Source organism: Arenibacterium sp. CAU 1754 (genome assembly GCF_054482635.1).
Genome location: NZ_JBTLRG010000002.1, coordinates 361,492 through 378,570, shown reverse-complemented (window position 1 = coordinate 378,570; position 17,079 = coordinate 361,492). Strand labels below are relative to the sequence as shown.

The window sequence follows — 17,079 nt, the reverse complement described above, 5'->3', positions numbered from 1 at the left end:
GGGGAGTTCCCCACCGCAACCTCAACCTTTTTCTTCGATGATCTCGACCATGTGGGGGATGGAGTTCACCATGCCGCGCACGGCGGGGGTGTCTTCCAGTTCACGGGTCTTGTGCATCTTGTTCAGGCCCAGGCCGATCAGCGTCTGGCGCTGTTTGGCGGGGCGGCGGATCGGCGAGCCGATCTGCTTGACTACGATGGTTTTTGCCATTGTCCGCTCTCCTTACGCTTCTGCTGCTTCAGGGGCCGGTGCGTCGTCCCGCTTGGGCAGGATGTCGGCGACCTTTTTGCCACGACGCTGTGCAACCGAACGAGGGCTGGATTCTTTTTTCAGCCCGTCCATGGTGGCGCGGATCATGTTGTAAGGGTTCTGCGACCCAATCGATTTCGAAACGACGTCCTTGACGCCCAGCATTTCGAAAACGGCACGCATCGGGCCACCGGCGATGATACCGGTACCTTCAGGTGCTGTCCGCATGACGACCTTGCCGGCGCCATGACGGCCTTCGATGTCGTGGTGCAGCGTGCGGCCTTCGCGCAGCTGAACGCGGATCATCTGGCGCTTGGCCTGCTCGGTGGCCTTGCGAATGGCCTCGGGGACCTCCTTCGCCTTGCCTTTGCCGAAACCGACGCGGCCCTTCTGATCCCCAACAACCACAAGTGCGGCAAAGCCAAAACGCTTACCACCCTTCACGGTCTTGGACACACGGTTGATCGCAACCAGGCGATCTGCGAATTCGGGGGTCTCGTCGCGGTCGCGACGGCCGCCCCGGCGATTATCTTCTCTGGCCATGTGGCCTCCTTCATGTCGGGCATCAGGCCCTTTGTCTCTCAATCCAGGTGGGCAAAAGCCCCCGGATCATCGAGGCGGCCCCAAAAGGCCGCCTGCTCTCAGATTTTCAGACCGCCTTCACGCGCGGCGTCGGCCAGAGCCTTCACCTTGCCGTGGAACAGAAAGCCGCCACGGTCGAAATATGCTTCTTCGACACCGGCCTTCTTGGCACGTTCCGCGATGGCGACGCCCACTTTGGCGGCCGCTTCGATGTTGTTCTTGCCAACAACGCCCAGACCCTTTTCCAGGGAAGACGCCGAAGCCAGGGTTACACCGTTCACATCGTCGATCAGCTGAACGCTGATGTTCTTGTTCGAGCGGTGAACGCTCAGGCGCGGACGCCCGGCGTTGACCTTGCGAAGTTTGTTCCGGACGCGCAAGCGGCGCTTCAGAAACAGGGTTCTTTTGCTGTTTGCCATTTTGCTGGTCCTTACTTCTTCTTGCCTTCCTTGCGGAAGATGTACTCGTCTTTGTACTTGATGCCTTTGCCTTTGTAGGGCTCGGGCTTGCGCCAGGCACGGATGTTGGCTGCGACCTGACCGACGAGTTGTTCGTCGATACCCTCGACAACGATTTCGGTCTGCTTGGGCGCGGTAACGGTGACGCCCTCGGGTGCAACGAAATCGACATCGTGGCTCAGGCCCAGGTTCAGTTTCAGGGTGTTGCCCTGCATCTGAGCCCGGTAACCCACGCCGTTGATCTCCAGGTGCTTCTTGAAGCCGTCGGTCACACCGGTCACCAGGTTAGCAACCATGGTGCGGGACATGCCCCACTGCTGAAGAGCGCGCTTGGATTTGCCACGCGGGTTGATTTTGACGACATTGTCTTCAACCGAGATTGTGACATCGTCGGTGGCGGTAAAGCTGCGGGTCCCCTTGGGGCCTTTCACTTCTACGGTCTGGCCCGAAACGTTTGCGGTGACACCGCTGGGCAGCTCGACCGGTTTCTTACCAATACGAGACATTCCAGACCTCCTTAGAATACCGTGCAGAGCACTTCGCCGCCAACATTGGCGTCGCGTGCTGCTGCGTCCGACATCACACCCTTGGGGGTGGAGACAATCGACACACCCAGGCCCTGACGAACCTGCGGGATGTCCTTGACGCCCATGTAAACGCGGCGACCGGGCTTGGAGACCCGCTTGAGCTCGCGAATGACGGGGGTGCCTTCGTAATACTTGAGGCTGATTTCGATAGCCGGATGGCCGTCGGCACCAGTCACCTTTTCGTAGCCGCGGATGTAACCTTCGTCGGCCAGAACATCCAGAACCCACGCACGCAGTTTCGACGCCGGTGTCATGACCGTCGACTTACCGCGCATTTGCGAGTTGCGGATTCGGGTGAGCATATCTGCGATAGGATCGTTCATATCTGTCTCTCCCTTACCAGCTCGATTTCACCATGCCGGGGATCTGGCCAGCTGAGCCCAGGTCCCGAAGCGCGATCCGCGAAATTTTCAGCTTACGGTAATAGGCGTGCGGACGCCCCGTCAGCTGGCAACGGTTGTGCAGCCGAGTGGCCGAACTGTTGCGCGGAAGTTTTGCAAGCTTCAGGGAGGCGCGGAAGCGCTCTTCCATCGGCTTGGATTCATCGCTTACGATCGCTTTCAGCTCGGCCCGCTTGGCGGCATATTTCGCCACCAGCTTCTCGCGCTTCTTTTCGCGTTCGATCATTGCTTTCTTAGCCATGTCTAATCCTTCCCGCGCTTATGAATTGAAGGGCATGTTGAAATGCTTCAACAGCGCCTTTGCTTCATCGTCGGTCTTCGCTGTGGTGGCGATAACGATGTCCATTCCCCAAGTTTCGTCGACTTTATCAAAGTCGATTTCGGGGAATACGATGTGTTCCTTCATGCCCATGGCATAGTTGCCACGACCATCGAACGATTTGCCCGAAACGCCGCGGAAGTCGCGGACACGGGGCAGTGCGATGGTGACCAGACGGTCCAGGAATTCATACATGCGGTCGCCACGCAGGGTTACCTTGGCGCCCAGCGGCATGTCTTCGCGAACGCGGAAGCCAGCGATGGATTTCTTGGCCTTGGTCACAACGGCCATCTGGCCGGCGATATCGCTCAGGTCTTCCTGTGCGGATTTGACCTTTTTGCTGTCACGAACGGCTTCGGCCCCGGCGCCGATGTTCAGGACAATCTTGTCCAGGCGCGGAATCTGCATGTCGTTCTTGTACCCGAACTCTTCCTTCATGGCGGCGCGGATCGTGTCGTTGAACGCGGCCTTGAGGCGCGGGGTGTAGTTTGCTGTATCAAGCATCAATCACGTCCCCCGTGGTTTTGGCAAAGCGCACTTTCTTGTCGCCTTCCATCTTGAAACCGACGCGGGTCGGCTTGCCGTTGGCATCGACCAGGGCCAGGTTGCTCAGCTGGATCGGCATCGCCTTGGGGATGCGGCCACCTTGGCTGGTCTGGCTCTGACGGGTTGCGCGAATGGCGATATTGATACCGTCCACGACAGCCTTGCCCGACTTGGGGTCAACCGAGGAAATTGTTCCCTCTTTGCCCTTGTCCTTGCCGGTCAGCACGACGACCTTGTCGCCTTTGCGGAGTTTAGCAGCCATGTTCAGAGCACCTCCGGAGCCAGCGAGATGATTTTCATGAAGTTCTTGCTGCGCAGTTCACGAACAACCGGCCCAAAGATACGGGTGCCGATCGGCTCATTGTTGTTATTCAGAATAACGGCTGCGTTGCGGTCGAACCGGATGGCGGTGCCATCGTCGCGACGGACTTCTTTGGCGGTGCGTACGACGACGGCCTTGCGGACGTCACCTTTCTTTACGCGGCCGCGCGGGATGGCTTCCTTGACCGACACGACAATGACGTCGCCGACGGATGCGTATTTACGCTTGGAACCACCCAGGACCTTGATGCACTGAACACGGCGGGCGCCGCTATTGTCAGCAACATCCAGATTGGTCTGCATCTGGATCATATGGTTTCTCCCGACCTTTGGGGACTACTGCCCCAGGGTTTCGCTCAAACCGAAAGGTTCTTTTGGCTTACGCCTCCAGAACCTCCCAGCGTTTCGTTTTCGACTTAGGCGCACATTCGATGATGCGAACGGTGTCGCCGGTCTTGAATGTGTTCTTCTCATCGTGAGCCCGGTATTTCTTGGACTTACGGATGGTCTTTTTCAGAACGGGGTGTGTGAAACGACGTTCGACCGAAACGGTTACGGTCTGTGCGTTGGCGTCGCTGGTCACGGTGCCGGTCAAGATACGTTTGGGCATAACTCTCAGGCTCCCTTATTCTGTCGCCGCTTGCGCGGCTTTCTGGTTCAGCACGGTTTTCACACGTGCAGCATTACGGCGGGCCGCCTTGATGCGGGCCGGGTTTTCCAACTGGCCGGTCGCCTGCTGAAAGCGCAAATTAAAGCTTTCTTTCTTCAGGTTGGCCAATTCCTCGCGGAGCTGGTCCGGAGTCTTGTCATGCAGTTCTTTGGCGTTCATGCGCCTCTTCCTTTCAACATCACTGGCAGGCCCCAGTAGGGTCACCCTGATTCCAGTGGAGTTCATGATGAAGAGGCCGTTTACGCCCCATGCGTGAATAAAGCAACCCTTGTTTCCCGGATTCATGCAACGCGGCGGAAACAGCGGATTTTAGCCGGTGGATACAGACGGGTCCGCGTCTTGTCATGCCCCTTTGCACGTGGGGGGAATAGCGCGAATTTCTACCCTCGCTTCCACAAACGACGGTGGCTAAGGTCATATCAACGGGCAAGACCCGCAACAACGAAAGGATGAGACATGTCGATCTTGAAAAAAGGCCTCAAGGGCGCGCCGGTAAAGCGTCTGCAGGAAAAGCTGGGCATTGCTGCCGATGGTGATTTCGGCCCCGGCACGGAAAAAGCCGTGCGCGACTTTCAGGCGGCCAACGGGTTGGCCGTCGACGGGATCGCGGGGCCGGACACGTTCACCGCGATGGGTCTGCACGAACTGATCCTGCTGCGCAAAGGATCGCGCGGCGCGGCGGTCAAGAAATTGCAGGAAGGTCTGGGCATCGGCGCCGATGGGATTTTCGGTTCGGGCACCGAGGCCAAGGTCAAGGAATTCCAAGCCGCCAACGGTCTGGATGCCGACGGGCTGGCCGGGCCTGAAACGCTGGCCAAGCTGGACACCTTCGAAGAGATGACCCCCGAAGTCGCGGCCAAGGCTGCTGTTCAGCCCGACGAAACACATTTCGAAAGCGAACCCCTGCCCGAAATCAAGGGAAGCGACGTGGTCGCCGGCGCGACCACCGAAGTGCCCGAGGAAAAATCGGTCTGGGGCAAGATGAAGGGCTGGTTCTCGTAATCAATCCCGTGGCGGCGGTCACGCCGCCACGGTCCTGCCGGTGTCAGGTGTCCCACCGGTAGTTGAAACTGACGCTGATGCGGTCCTCTTCAGACATGTTCATCGGCACCTCATGGCGCAGCCAGCTTTCCCACAACAGAACGTCCCCCACGTCGGGCGCGACATAGATGAAATTCTGCATTTCGCGGCGGGCACCTTTCTTGCGCACGGGGGCCGCCATCATCATCGCCGAACGCGGGTCTTCCAGTTTCAGGGCACTGGCCCCATCGGGCATGGCCACATAGGTCGTACCGCTGATCACCGAATGCGGGTGGATGTGGCTGGCATGCATGCCGCCCTCGGGCAGGATATTGATCCAGATATCCTCAAGCTTCAGCTCTTTGCCATCCAGATCGAATTCCAGATCGCGGGCAAAGGCCGCGACATGTTGATCCAGAACCTTGATGAGATCGGCAAATATCGGAAACCGCCACCCCAGATCAGTCAGCGAAGCATAGGAGGTATATCCGGGATACCCGTTTTCCTCGCACCAGTCCTGACCGGCCTCATCATCCTCGGCGATGGAATAGCAGGAGGTTTCAAGTTCCTGCGCATCAATGGCCGGATCAAACTCGGACAAGGCGGCGCGATAGAGGCGGGTGACAAAGAGAGATTCGATTTTTGACATGCCGCGTCATACCCCGATCCGATGCACGACGACAGTGCGGCATAGCGATCACGGCGTGGGAATTGGCGCGCGGTTGGACGGTGCCAGTCCTGCGCCAAGCCCCGGTTCGATGACTTTCGCGCTGATTCCGGGTATCCTGCTCGGAATTCGTTTTTTGCTTTTCAGGAGATTTCTCATGCGCGGGTTGCTGGTCATTTTGTGTTGTATCGCCACCCCGTCCCTGGCCGACGTCTGGACCTTCGAAACCCCATCCGAAAACATCCAGTGCAGCGTCGGCGAAGACGGGGCCGGGTCCGACCTCTTTTGCGTGATCATCGAACGGCACGGGCCGGATGCTGCACCCCGACCAGCAGGCTGCACGCAGGATTGGGGGCATAGTTTTTTCATGCGGGACCGTGGGCCGGTGCAGATGGTTTGCGAACGGTTCAGCCGCAACCGGGGCGGATTCGACCGGGCGGATTACGGCGTGACCGGAACATTCGGCGGCTTCACCTGCCACAGTTCACGCAGCGGCCTGCAATGCAGCAATCTGGACGGGCATGGGTTTTTCCTGTCCCGCGCACGCCAGACAGTGTTCTGATCGCGCACCGACAGGGTTGCAGCCCCATGCAAAGCAAAACCCCCACCGATGTATCGGCAGGGGCTCTCTGTTTTTACCGGGTGACGGCCCGCAAATGGCTTCGCCATTCGCTATACCGCACGCGGCGCGCATGCGCGCCGGTTACCAGTCTTCGCGAACCACGATGCGGGTCTTGATCGGCAGCTTCATCGCAGCCAGGCGCAGGGCCTCGCGGGCGATGTCGTCATTGACGCCGTCGATTTCGAACATCACGCGGCCGGGTTTGACCTTGGCGGCCCAAAAGTCGACCGAACCTTTACCCTTACCCATACGGACTTCGGTGGGCTTGGAGGTGACCGGCAGGTCCGGGAAGATCCGGATCCAGACTTTACCCTGACGTTTCATGTGACGCGTCATTGCACGACGTGCCGCTTCGATCTGACGGGCGGTAACGCGCTCGGGCTGCAAAGCCTTGAGACCGTATGTGCCGAAGCTCAGATCAGACCCGCCCTTGGCCAGACCGCGGATGCGGCCCTTATGCTGTTTGCGGAATTTAGTACGCTTTGGTTGAAGCATTGTTTCGTCTCCTTAGCGACGACCGCCACCAGCACCACGGGGTGCAGGGCCATCCTGGAGTTCCTGTGCCTTACGGTCACGTGCGGCCGGGTCATGCTCCATGATCTCACCTTTGAAGATCCAGGTCTTGATCCCGATGATACCATAAGCCGTCTTGGCTTCCACGTGGGCGTAATCGATGTCGGCGCGCAGTGTGTGCAGAGGCACACGACCTTCGCGGTACCATTCGGTACGGGCAATTTCAGCACCCCCCAGACGGCCAGCAAGGTTCACCCGGATACCCAGGGCGCCCATGCGCATGGCGTTCTGAACGGCACGCTTCATCGCGCGACGGAAAGATACACGGCGTTCCAACTGCTGAGCGATGGACTCACCGACCAGAGCAGCGTCCAATTCCGGCTTGCGGACTTCGACGATGTTCAGGTGCAGTTCGCTGTCGGTCATCGCGGCAATTTTCTTGCGCAGCGTTTCGATGTCAGCGCCTTTTTTGCCGATGATCACGCCGGGACGTGCGGTGTGGATCGTAACGCGGCACTTTTTGTGCGGACGTTCGATGATCACGCGGGCAATACCGGCCTGCTTGCACTCTTCCTTGATGAAATCGCGGATGGCGAGATCTTCCAGCAGAAGATCACCGTAATCCTTGGTGTCGGCGTACCAGCGGCTGTCCCAGGTGCGGTTCACCTGCAGGCGCATGCCAATCGGATTGACTTTGTTACCCATTAGGCTTGCTCCTCAACTTGGCGCACTTTGATGGTCAGCTCCGAGAACGGCTTGATGATCTTGCCGAAACGACCACGGGCCCGCGGGCGACCGCGCTTCATGGTCATGTTCTTGCCCACATAAGCCTCGGCGACGATCAGTTCATCGACGTCCAGGTTGTGGTTGTTCTCGGCGTTCGCAATTGCGGACTGAAGGCATTTCTTCACGTCCACGGCGATCCGCTTGTTGCTGAAGGTCAGGTCCGTCAGGGCCTTGTCGACCTTCTTGCCGCGGATCATTGCGGCAACCAGGTTCAGCTTTTGCGGCGACGTGCGAAGCATGCGCAGTTTTGCCATTGCTTCGTTGTCTGCCACGCGGCGGGGATTCTTATCCTTGCTCATGGCTTATTTCCGCTTCGCTTTTTTGTCGGCGGCATGACCGTAATAGGTCCGCGTCGGCGAATATTCACCGAACTTCTGACCAATCATGTCTTCGCTGACGTTGACAGGAATGTGTTTCTTGCCGTTGTAGACGCCAAACGTCAGGCCCACGAACTGGGGCAGGATCGTCGAGCGGCGCGACCAGATTTTGATGACTTCGTGACGACCGCCTTCGCGGGCCGCTTCGGCCTTTTTCAACACGTAAGCGTCGACAAAGGGGCCTTTCCAAACAGAGCGAGACATATCTTAACGCCCCTTCTTCTTGGCGTGCCGCGAGCGGATGATCAGCTTGCTGGACGCTTTGTTTTTGTTGCGGGTGCGCGCACCCTTGGTCGGCTTGCCCCAGGGCGTGACCGGGTGACGACCACCCGATGTCCGGCCTTCACCACCACCGTGCGGGTGGTCGATCGGGTTCATCACGACACCACGCACAGACGGGCGGATGCCCTTGTGACGCATGCGGCCGGCTTTACCGTAGTTCTGGTTGGAGTTGTCGGGGTTGCTGACGGCACCAACGGTGGCCATGCATTCCTGACGCACCAGACGCAATTCGCCCGAGCTCAGACGGATCTGAGCGTAACCGCCATCGCGGCCCACGAACTGTGCATAGGTACCAGCGGCGCGTGCGATCTGACCGCCCTTGCCCGGCTTCATTTCGATGTTGTGAACGATCGTACCGATGGGCATGCCCGAAAACGGCATTGCGTTGCCCGGCTTGATGTCGGCCTTGGCCGACGCCGTTACCTTGTCACCAACCGCCAGACGCTGAGGGGCCAGGATGTATGCCTGCTCGCCATCGTCGTACTTGACCAGTGCGATGAACGCGGTCCGGTTCGGGTCATATTCGATCCGTTCGACGGTTGCCGCGACATCAAACTTGTTCCGTTTGAAATCAACGATCCGATAGAGGCGCTTCGCCCCACCCCCGCGACGACGCGAGGTAATACGTCCGGTGTTGTTCCGGCCGCCCGATTTCGTCAAACCCTCGGTCAGGGCTTTGACTGGACGTCCTTTCCACAGCTCCGAACGGTCGATCAGCACCAGCCCGCGCTGGCCCGGCGTCGTCGGCTTATACGACTTGAGTGCCATGCTTTCTGTCTTCCGTTTAGCTAACGGCGGGTATTCCCGCCTATGTTTGAAGGCCCCCGTAGGTGCCAAAGGTATAGGGCCCCGAAGGTCCCCGATAACAAAAAATCGTGGGCCCCGGAACGAATCCGAGGCCTCAGGATTTTGGGGATATAGCGGGGTTGGGGATGGGTGTCTATAGCAAAGGGAAGCCGCCCCGTTGCGGTACTCTATGCCGGTTGTATCAGGATATAAATGCCCAGCTGCCCTTTACTCCAAGCCGCGCGATCGGCGACGCGCGCGGGGGCGATCCTGACGGGTGTACGGGGCAATTTATGGCCGCAACATCCCTGAAACATGCAAGCGGCGGACCAACGCCAGCCAAATCGCCGCCGCGTGGGGGCGCGTCGGCGATCGCGCGGCGGCCTTCGGCCTTTTCCCGCGCGGATTGAAGCACATCCACATAGCCCAAAAGAACTGGAAATGAAAATCACCGCAAAATTTGTATGATGGACTGCATCGCAAAAAATTCCGCGACTAACCCACGAAATTGCCACCCTTTCATCAACCTGGACCCGCATAGAAAGGGCGTGGACACTCAGGTTTCACCAAGACACTCCAGTCGGCGCCACTGCTCCAAGCTGAAGACAATACGTCAATGCGCAGCAACCTAGAAATGGAAAACCCCGGCCACTTTCGCAGCCGGGGTCCAAAATTCAGAAAGACAACTTCAGATCAGAGACCGGTGCTCACGTCTATCGTGTTGCCTTCTTCCAGCGTCACATACGCCTTCTTGACGTCTTTCCGCTTGCCCATCTGGCCGCGGAACCGCTTGGCCTTGCCTTTGGTGATGGTCGTGTTGACGGCCTTCACCTTGACGTTGAACAGGGCCTCGACCGCTTCTTTGATCATCGGCTTGTTGCTGTCCATCGCCACTTCAAAGACGACCGCGCCATTTTCGGACGCCATGGTGGCCTTTTCGGTGATGATCGGCTTGCGGATCACGTCGTAATGTTCTGCTTTCGCGCTCATTTCAGACGAGCCTCCAGTGCTTCGATACCCGCCTTTGTGATCACCAGGGTGTCACGCTTGAGGATATCATAAACGTTTGCGCCCATGGTCGGCAGAATATCCAGACCCTGGATATTGCGGGCCGCCTTGGCGAACCCTTCGTCAACCGACGCTCCATCGATGATCAGCGCGCGCTTCCAGCCCAGGTTTGCAACCTGCTTGGCCAGAGCCGAGGTCTTACCCGCGGTCGCGGCGGCGTCTTCGATGATAACCAGTTCACCGGCTTGCGCCTTGGCGGACAGGGCGTGCTTCAGACCCAGCTTGCGGAACTTCTTGGGCAGGTCGTGACCGTGCGAACGCGGTGTCGGGCCCTTGTAGATACCACCTTTGCGGAAGATCGGCGCGTTACGGTCACCGTGGCGTGCGCCGCCGGTTCCCTTCTGGCGATAGATCTTCTTGGTCGAATAGCTGGTTTCCGAACGCGTCTTGACCTTGTGGGTCCCCTGCTGCGCGTTGTTACGCTGCCAGCGGACCACACGGTGCAGAATGTCCGCGCGCGGTTCAAGCCCGAACAGGGCCTCGTCCAGATCGACGGAGCCGGCTTTCTTGCCGTCCAGTTTGATCACATCAAGTTTCATGCTTCACCACCTTCCGCGGGAGCTTCTTCCGCAGGTGCTTCGGTTGCAGCCGATTTCAGGCCGGCCGGGAACGGCACGCCTTCGGGCAGCTTTTTCTTGACCGCATCCTTGACGGTGACCCAGCCACCTTTTGATCCCGGGACGGCGCCCTTGATCATGATCAGGCCACGGTCGGCATCGGTACGCACAACTTCCAGGTTCTGGGTTGTGACACGGGCAGCACCCATGTGACCGGCCATCTTCTTGCCTTTGAACACCTTGCCGGGGTCCTGACACTGACCTGTCGAACCGTGCGAACGGTGGCTGATCGACACACCGTGCGAGGCACGCAGACCGCCAAAGTTGTGGCGTTTCATGGCACCGGCAAAACCTTTACCGATCGAGGTGCCCGACACGTCCACTTTCTGGCCTTCCAGGAAGTGTTCTGCCGAGATTTCCTCGCCAACACCGATCAGGTTGTCTGCGGTCACGCGGAATTCAGCGACCTTGCGCTTGGGCTCGACCTTGGCGGCGGCGAAGTGGCCGCGCATGGCCTGGCTGACGCGCTTCACCTTGGGTGAACCGGCGCCCAGCTGAACAGCGGTGTAACCGTCTTTGTCAGCGGTGCGTTGTGCGACGACCTGCAGCTTGTCCAGCTGAAGAACGGTCACAGGGATCTGCTTTCCGTCTTCCATGAACAGCCGGGTCATGCCGACTTTCTTTGCGATTATTCCAGAGCGCATCTGTTATACCCTCCAGCCTTAAGATTGCAGTTTGATTTCGACGTCCACACCAGCGGCCAGGTCGAGCTTCATCAGCGCGTCCACGGTCTGGGGGGTCGGATCAACGATATCCAGCAGGCGCTTGTGCGTGCGGATTTCAAACTGGTCACGGGATTTTTTGTCAACGTGGGGACCACGCAGAACGGTGAACTTCTCGATCTTGTTCGGCAACGGGATCGGGCCACGTACGTTGGCGCCCGTCCGCTTGGCGGTGTTGACGATCTCCTGCGTGCTGGCGTCCAGCACACGATAGTCAAACGCCTTCAGCCGGATACGGATGTTTTGGCTTTGCATTATTCAGCCTTTCAAGGGCTTGGAGTTGATAGGAGGACCAGCGGCTCATCCGCTGGCCCTCGTCGAACCCGGAGGTTTTCTTATTCGACGATTTTCGACACGACGCCGGCGCCGACGGTGCGGCCGCCTTCGCGGATAGCAAAGCGCAGGCCCTGCTCCATTGCGATCGGCGCGATCAGTTCAACACCGAACGACACGTTGTCGCCGGGCATCACCATCTCGGTGCCTTCGGCCAGCGTCACGGTGCCGGTCACGTCGGTCGTCCGGAAGTAGAACTGCGGACGGTAGTTCGCGAAGAACGGCGTGTGACGGCCACCTTCATCCTTGGTCAGGATATAGGCTTCGGCTTCGAACTTGGTGTGCGGTGTCACCGAACCCGGCTTACACAGAACCTGGCCACGCTCAACGCCTTCGCGGTCGATGCCGCGCAGCAGGGCGCCGATGTTGTCGCCGGCCTCACCACGATCCAGCAGCTTGCGGAACATTTCCACACCGGTGCAGGTGGTTTTCTGTGTGTCGCGGATGCCGACGATTTCAATCTCGTCGCCAACGTTGATCACGCCACGCTCGACACGGCCGGTCACAACCGTACCACGACCCGAGATCGAGAACACGTCTTCGACCGGCATCAGGAACGGCTGGTCAACAGCGCGCTCGGGCGTCGGGATGAATTCGTCAACCGCGGCCATCAGCTTGCGGATCGATTCTTCGCCGATTTCCGGATCGCGACCTTCCAGGGCGGCCAGGGCCGACCCGGGGATCACGGGGATGTCGTCGCCGGGGTAATCATACGAGCTCAGCAGCTCGCGGATTTCCATTTCCACCAGTTCCAGCAGCTCTTCGTCGTCAACCTGGTCGACCTTGTTCATGTAGACAACCATGGTCGGGATGCCGACCTGACGGCCCAGCAGAATGTGCTCGCGCGTCTGGGGCATCGGGCCATCGGCCGCGTTCACAACCAGGATCGCGCCGTCCATCTGCGCCGCACCGGTGATCATGTTCTTCACATAGTCAGCGTGGCCGGGGCAGTCGACGTGCGCATAGTGACGGTTCTCGGTCTCATACTCGACGTGTGCCGTCGAAATGGTGATCCCGCGGGCCTTCTCTTCGGGCGCGCCGTCAATCTGGTCATAGGCCTTGAAGTCGCCGAAATACTTCGTGATCGCAGCCGTCAGCGTCGTCTTGCCGTGGTCAACGTGACCAATCGTGCCGATGTTCACGTGCGGTTTCGTACGCTCAAACTTTTCCTTTGCCATAGTGCTAGTCCTTCCAACTATGAGTTATGTCTGTTTGCCCAAAAGGCGTTTTTTTACATCTGCCGCGAATCCGGCCACGGTGGCCCGGTAATCGTCTTGCGGCGACTTGGTCAATGCGACCCCGATCACCCCGCCCAGGACGTAACCGCCCTTGGCAGTTCCCTGAACTTTGGTCTGCTTCAGGACGACCGCACCTGTTTTGGCGTCAGTGATCCAAAGCGTTCCCCGGATGGTGCTCACACCGCCAATCATCATCGACTGCCCAGGTGACACTAGGTAGACCCGCTCGATCAAGAGGTTGACCTTGACCGGCCGGCCTCCAGAATTGGCGGAACGAAGTGTTCCAAGCAAAGCATTGCGCAGATCTGTCTTGATCTGGGCGGGCGGAACCGCGATTTCACGCCCCCCCTCAACGCCGTCGATCGCCGAAGTGTCCACCGAAACATCTACAACCTGGAGGTTTGAAGTCCCCCCATCGTCATTCGTCTTTGTCCCGGCATCTCCCGAAGCCAGAGCAGACGCATCCGATCCACCGGGTTTCACGACGCCATGGCCGTAAACCGGTTCCCTCGATGCACGCTTGGTTGCCGGGGTGCTGGTATCGCACCCCGCCAGAAGCGTTGCCCCAAGAGACAGAAGAAGGGATCGCCGTTCCATCATGGATTACGCGTACTTCGCCTGAATCTCGTCCGAGATGTTTTGCGGAACCGGATCATAATGATCGAACTGCATCGTGAACTGCGCGCGGCCCGAAGACATGGAACGCAGGGTGTTGATGTAGCCGAACATGTTGGCCAGCGGCACCATCGCGTCGATTGCGATGGCGTTGCCGCGGGGTTCCTGACCGGTCACCTGGCCCCGACGCGATGTCAGGTCGCCGATGATACCGCCGGTGTAGTCTTCCGGTGTGATCACTTCGACCTTCATGATCGGTTCCAGCATCTTGGCGCCGGCTTTGCGCATGCCTTCACGCATGCCCATACGGGCCGCGATTTCAAAGGCCAGAACGCTCGAGTCAACGTCGTGGAACTTACCGTCGATCAGCGCAACCTTGAAGTCGATCACCGGGAAGCCAGCCAGAGGGCCGCTGTCCATGACCGATTTGATGCCTTTTTCGACGCCAGGGATGTATTCCTTGGGAACGGCACCACCAACGATGCGGCTTTCGAAGGAGTAGCCTTCGCCCGGCTCTGTCGGCGAGATGATGAGTTTAACCTCGGCAAACTGACCCGAACCACCCGACTGTTTCTTGTGGGTGTAGGTGTGTTCGACTTCGTGGCCGATGGTCTCGCGATAGGCCACCTGCGGCGCACCGATGTTGGCTTCGACCTTGAATTCACGCTTGAGACGATCCACCAGAATGTCGAGGTGAAGTTCGCCCATGCCCTTCATGATGGTCTGACCCGATTCCAAATCGGTTTCGACGCGGAACGACGGATCTTCGGCGGCCAGACGGGCCAGACCCTGAGACATCTTCTCCTGGTCGGCTTTGGTCTTGGGCTCGACCGCGATCTCGATCACCGGATCGGGGAAAGTCATCGTTTCCAGAACCACAGGATCGTTGACGGCGCAGAGCGTGTCACCGGTTGTGGTGTCTTTCAGACCAGCCAGCGCGATGATATCGCCTGCAAACGCTTCGGAAATCTCTTCCCGGTCGTTCGAGTGCATCATCATCATCCGGCCAACGCGCTCTTTCTTGCCCTTGGTCGAGTTCAGGAGCGAGTCGCCTTTATCCAGCTTGCCGGAATAGATGCGGGTAAAGGTCAGCGAACCGACGAACGGGTCGTTCATGATTTTGAACGCCAGAGCCGAGAACGCCATGTCATCATCCGCGCGGCGCGGGATGTTACGCGTTTCGGTTTCGTCACCGGGTTTGAAGCCCATGTAATCGACAACGTCCAGCGGGCTGGGCAGATAGTCGATCACGGCGTTCAGCAGCGGCTGCACACCTTTGTTCTTGAAGGCGGACCCACACAGAACCGGAATGAACTTGATTGCCAGCGTCCCCTTGCGGATCAGCGAACGCAGTGTCGCAACATCCGGCTCGGCGCCATCCATCAGATAATTTTCCATGGCGTCGTCGTCCATCTCGACCGCAGTCTCGATGAGCTTGGCACGCCATTCATCTGCGGTCGCCTTCAGGCTGTCGCGGATCGGGCGTTTTTCCCAGGTCGCACCCAGGTCTTCGCCGGCCCAGACCCACTCTTCCATGGTGACCAGGTCAACCATGCCTTCCAGTTCGTTCTCGGCGCCGATCGGAATCTGGATCGGGGCCGGGGTCGCACCGGTACGGTCTTCGATCATGCGCACGCAGTTGAAGAAGTCGGCGCCGATCTTGTCCATCTTGTTGACGAACACGATGCGCGGGACCTTGTAGCGGTCGGCCTGACGCCAAACGGTTTCGGTCTGGGGTTCAACACCTGCGTTGGCGTCCAGAACGGCAACCGCGCCATCCAGAACCGCCAGCGAACGCTCGACTTCGATGGTGAAGTCCACGTGGCCAGGAGTGTCGATGATGTTCATCCGGTGCTTCGGAGTGTCGGCGGTTTCGCCGTCCTCTGTACGCTCCCAGAATGTGGTGGTCGCAGCCGAGGTGATCGTGATCCCGCGTTCCTGCTCCTGCTCCATCCAGTCCATGGTGGCCGCACCATCGTGCACCTCACCAATGTTGTGGGATTTGCCGGTATAATACAGGATCCGTTCCGAGCAGGTTGTTTTACCTGCATCGATGTGGGCCATGATGCCGAAATTGCGATAGCGTTCGAGCGGATAGTCGCGTGCCATGGTTCAGTTGCCTCTAAGGAGTTACCAGCGGTAATGCGAGAAGGCCTTGTTGGCCTCTGCCATCTTGTGGGTGTCTTCGCGCTTTTTCACAGCGGAACCACGGGATTGGACGGCATCCAGCAGTTCACCTGCCAGCCGCTCTTCCATGGTGTTTTCGTTGCGGGCGCGCGATGCGTTGATCAGCCAGCGGATGGCCAGGGCCTGACGGCGCTCGGGGCGCACTTCGACCGGAACCTGGTAGGTGGCACCACCAACACGACGCGACCGGACTTCGACGGACGGCTGGATGTTGTCCAGCGCCTCGTGGAAGACTTCCAGCGGCGAGCGTTTGATCTTGGTCTCAACACGATCCATCGCGTTGTAGACGATTTTCTCTGCGACCGACTTCTTGCCGTCGATCATCAGGTTGTTCATGAATTTGGTCAGCACGATATCGCCATACTTGGCGTCGGGCAGGACTTCGCGTTTTTCCGCGGCGTGACGACGTGACATCTCGCTCTCTCCTTATTTGGGGCGCTTGGCGCCGTATTTCGAACGACGCTGCTTACGGTCCTTGACGCCCTGGGTATCCAGAACACCGCGCAGGATGTGGTAACGCACACCGGGAAGGTCTTTTACACGACCGCCCCGGATCAGAACCACCGAGTGTTCCTGAAGGTTGTGGCTTTCACCCGGGATGTAAGAGATGACCTCAAAACCATTGGTCAGGCGCACCTTGGCAACCTTCCGCATGGCCGAGTTCGGTTTCTTCGGCGTCGTCGTGTAAACGCGTGTGCAGACGCCGCGCTTTTGCGGGCACTCCTGCAGGTGCATGGATTTCGAGCGTTTTACTTTGGGCTGCCGCGGCTTGCGGATCAGCTGTTGGATCGTTGGCATTCCGGTTAGTTCCCCGTTTCGCAACACATGTGTCAGTGCACGCATGTGCGTGCGGTTCAAATTCATCGCAACTTACGCGTCCGCAAGCGCAAAAACCGCAATCGTTCCCATTCCGAGGTGAACGACGCGGCGGGTATTCAGAGGATCGGGGCGATAAAGGTGCCCGGATCATGACCACTTGGTATAGATGTCGGCGCTTGGGGCGACCCCCGATGCCGAGATAGCGGGCGTATAGGGGGAGTCGCGGGGCGTGTCAACAGCCGCCTTGCTTGCCTTGGCGGGCGCGGCCTGCTTAGGTGCCAACCGGCGGACAAG

At 59.0% G+C, this 17,079-nt stretch carries 28 protein-coding genes; 2 read left to right on the top strand and 26 right to left on the bottom strand.

Annotation, left to right across the window (positions count from 1 at the left end):
* Nucleotides 1-21: 21 nt before the first annotated feature.
* From rpmD to rpmC, 11 genes are all read right to left on the bottom strand, one after another.
* A complete protein-coding gene (rpmD, locus tag ACXYMO_RS08565) occupies nt 22-210 on the bottom strand; it encodes a 50S ribosomal protein L30 (RefSeq protein ID WP_458878277.1) in 189 nt (62 codons plus the stop codon).
* Between the two features lie 12 nt (nt 211-222).
* A complete protein-coding gene (gene rpsE / locus ACXYMO_RS08560) occupies nt 223-792 on the bottom strand; it encodes a 30S ribosomal protein S5 (RefSeq protein WP_458878276.1) in 570 nt (189 codons plus the stop codon).
* 98 nt (nt 793-890) lie between these two features.
* A complete protein-coding gene (gene rplR, locus ACXYMO_RS08555) occupies nt 891-1,250 on the bottom strand; it encodes a 50S ribosomal protein L18 (protein ID WP_458878275.1) in 360 nt (119 codons plus the stop codon).
* Nucleotides 1,251-1,261: 11 nt separating this feature from the next.
* Entirely contained in the window at nt 1,262-1,795 is a 534-nt protein-coding gene (rplF, locus tag ACXYMO_RS08550; protein ID WP_458878274.1) for a 50S ribosomal protein L6, read from the bottom strand.
* An 11-nt stretch (nt 1,796-1,806) separates the two neighbouring features.
* Entirely contained in the window at nt 1,807-2,199 is a 393-nt protein-coding gene (gene rpsH, locus ACXYMO_RS08545) for a 30S ribosomal protein S8 (RefSeq protein WP_458878273.1), read from the bottom strand.
* A gap of 13 nt (nt 2,200-2,212) precedes the next feature.
* Nucleotides 2,213-2,518 (bottom strand): 30S ribosomal protein S14, encoded by a 306-nt coding sequence (rpsN, locus tag ACXYMO_RS08540; RefSeq protein ID WP_458878272.1) that lies wholly within the window; start codon nt 2,516-2,518, stop codon nt 2,213-2,215.
* 18 nt (nt 2,519-2,536) lie between these two features.
* Nucleotides 2,537-3,100, bottom strand: coding sequence for a 50S ribosomal protein L5 (rplE, locus tag ACXYMO_RS08535; protein WP_458878271.1), 564 nt, complete (start codon nt 3,098-3,100; stop codon nt 2,537-2,539).
* Nucleotides 3,093-3,404, bottom strand: a complete 312-nt coding sequence (rplX, locus tag ACXYMO_RS08530; RefSeq protein ID WP_458878270.1) for a 50S ribosomal protein L24 — start codon at nt 3,402-3,404, stop codon at nt 3,093-3,095. Before rplX ends, rplE begins: the two co-directional genes overlap by 8 nt.
* A gap of 2 nt (nt 3,405-3,406) precedes the next feature.
* A complete protein-coding gene (gene rplN / locus ACXYMO_RS08525) occupies nt 3,407-3,775 on the bottom strand; it encodes a 50S ribosomal protein L14 (RefSeq protein ID WP_458878269.1) in 369 nt (122 codons plus the stop codon).
* A 67-nt stretch (nt 3,776-3,842) separates the two neighbouring features.
* Nucleotides 3,843-4,073, bottom strand: coding sequence for a 30S ribosomal protein S17 (gene rpsQ, locus ACXYMO_RS08520; protein ID WP_458878268.1), 231 nt, complete (start codon nt 4,071-4,073; stop codon nt 3,843-3,845).
* Between the two features lie 15 nt (nt 4,074-4,088).
* Nucleotides 4,089-4,292, bottom strand: a complete 204-nt coding sequence (gene rpmC, locus ACXYMO_RS08515) for a 50S ribosomal protein L29 (protein ID WP_458878267.1) — start codon at nt 4,290-4,292, stop codon at nt 4,089-4,091.
* Nucleotides 4,293-4,589: 297 nt separating this feature from the next.
* Here rpmC and ACXYMO_RS08510 point away from each other — a divergent pair, with 297 nt between their 5' ends.
* Nucleotides 4,590-5,135: a peptidoglycan-binding domain-containing protein gene (locus tag ACXYMO_RS08510; protein ID WP_458878266.1), complete on the top strand. Its 546-nt coding sequence runs from the start codon at nt 4,590-4,592 to the stop codon at nt 5,133-5,135.
* 43 nt (nt 5,136-5,178) lie between these two features.
* Here ACXYMO_RS08510 and ACXYMO_RS08505 read toward each other — a convergent pair whose 3' ends face one another.
* On the bottom strand, nt 5,179-5,802 hold the full coding sequence (locus tag ACXYMO_RS08505) for a 2OG-Fe(II) oxygenase family protein (protein ID WP_458878265.1): 624 nt from the start codon (nt 5,800-5,802) through the stop codon (nt 5,179-5,181).
* 175 nt (nt 5,803-5,977) lie between these two features.
* On the opposite strand from ACXYMO_RS08505, the gene ACXYMO_RS08500 reads away from it, so the two are divergent.
* Nucleotides 5,978-6,382 (top strand): DUF6636 domain-containing protein, encoded by a 405-nt coding sequence (locus tag ACXYMO_RS08500; protein ID WP_458878264.1) that lies wholly within the window; start codon nt 5,978-5,980, stop codon nt 6,380-6,382.
* Nucleotides 6,383-6,523: 141 nt separating this feature from the next.
* Here ACXYMO_RS08500 and rplP read toward each other — a convergent pair whose 3' ends face one another.
* The 14 genes from rplP to rpsL all read right to left on the bottom strand — a co-directional run bounded on the left by rplP (nt 6,524) and on the right by rpsL (nt 16,764).
* Nucleotides 6,524-6,937 (bottom strand): 50S ribosomal protein L16, encoded by a 414-nt coding sequence (gene rplP / locus ACXYMO_RS08495; protein WP_458878263.1) that lies wholly within the window; start codon nt 6,935-6,937, stop codon nt 6,524-6,526.
* A gap of 12 nt (nt 6,938-6,949) precedes the next feature.
* Entirely contained in the window at nt 6,950-7,660 is a 711-nt protein-coding gene (gene rpsC, locus ACXYMO_RS08490; protein ID WP_458878262.1) for a 30S ribosomal protein S3, read from the bottom strand.
* Nucleotides 7,660-8,040: a 50S ribosomal protein L22 gene (rplV, locus tag ACXYMO_RS08485; RefSeq protein ID WP_458878261.1), complete on the bottom strand. Its 381-nt coding sequence runs from the start codon at nt 8,038-8,040 to the stop codon at nt 7,660-7,662. Before rplV ends, rpsC begins: the two co-directional genes overlap by 1 nt.
* A gap of 3 nt (nt 8,041-8,043) precedes the next feature.
* Entirely contained in the window at nt 8,044-8,322 is a 279-nt protein-coding gene (rpsS, locus tag ACXYMO_RS08480) for a 30S ribosomal protein S19 (protein WP_458878260.1), read from the bottom strand.
* Between the two features lie 3 nt (nt 8,323-8,325).
* Nucleotides 8,326-9,168 carry a 50S ribosomal protein L2 gene (gene rplB, locus ACXYMO_RS08475; protein ID WP_458878259.1) on the bottom strand — a complete coding sequence of 281 codons (843 nt, stop codon included), beginning with the start codon at nt 9,166-9,168 and terminating at the stop codon, nt 8,326-8,328.
* A gap of 711 nt (nt 9,169-9,879) precedes the next feature.
* Nucleotides 9,880-10,176, bottom strand: a complete 297-nt coding sequence (locus tag ACXYMO_RS08470) for a 50S ribosomal protein L23 (RefSeq protein ID WP_458878258.1) — start codon at nt 10,174-10,176, stop codon at nt 9,880-9,882.
* Nucleotides 10,173-10,793, bottom strand: a complete 621-nt coding sequence (rplD, locus tag ACXYMO_RS08465; protein ID WP_458878257.1) for a 50S ribosomal protein L4 — start codon at nt 10,791-10,793, stop codon at nt 10,173-10,175. The genes ACXYMO_RS08470 and rplD overlap by 4 nt, the downstream gene beginning before the upstream one ends.
* A complete protein-coding gene (gene rplC / locus ACXYMO_RS08460) occupies nt 10,790-11,515 on the bottom strand; it encodes a 50S ribosomal protein L3 (RefSeq protein ID WP_458878256.1) in 726 nt (241 codons plus the stop codon). Before rplC ends, rplD begins: the two co-directional genes overlap by 4 nt.
* 18 nt (nt 11,516-11,533) lie before the next feature.
* Nucleotides 11,534-11,848: a 30S ribosomal protein S10 gene (rpsJ, locus tag ACXYMO_RS08455; protein WP_008756422.1), complete on the bottom strand. Its 315-nt coding sequence runs from the start codon at nt 11,846-11,848 to the stop codon at nt 11,534-11,536.
* Between the two features lie 80 nt (nt 11,849-11,928).
* Entirely contained in the window at nt 11,929-13,104 is a 1,176-nt protein-coding gene (gene tuf, locus ACXYMO_RS08450; RefSeq protein WP_458878238.1) for an elongation factor Tu, read from the bottom strand.
* 24 nt (nt 13,105-13,128) lie between these two features.
* Complete coding sequence (locus ACXYMO_RS08445; RefSeq protein ID WP_458878255.1) at nt 13,129-13,761, bottom strand: hypothetical protein; 633 nt, start codon at nt 13,759-13,761, stop codon at nt 13,129-13,131.
* A gap of 6 nt (nt 13,762-13,767) precedes the next feature.
* The gene (gene fusA / locus ACXYMO_RS08440) at nt 13,768-15,888 is read right to left on the bottom strand and encodes an elongation factor G (RefSeq protein ID WP_458878254.1); all 2,121 of its coding nucleotides are present in this window, start codon (nt 15,886-15,888) and stop codon (nt 13,768-13,770) included.
* Between the two features lie 21 nt (nt 15,889-15,909).
* A complete protein-coding gene (gene rpsG, locus ACXYMO_RS08435; protein WP_458878253.1) occupies nt 15,910-16,380 on the bottom strand; it encodes a 30S ribosomal protein S7 in 471 nt (156 codons plus the stop codon).
* A gap of 12 nt (nt 16,381-16,392) precedes the next feature.
* Entirely contained in the window at nt 16,393-16,764 is a 372-nt protein-coding gene (rpsL, locus tag ACXYMO_RS08430) for a 30S ribosomal protein S12 (protein WP_007118826.1), read from the bottom strand.
* Between the last annotated feature and the right edge of the window lie 315 nt (nt 16,765-17,079).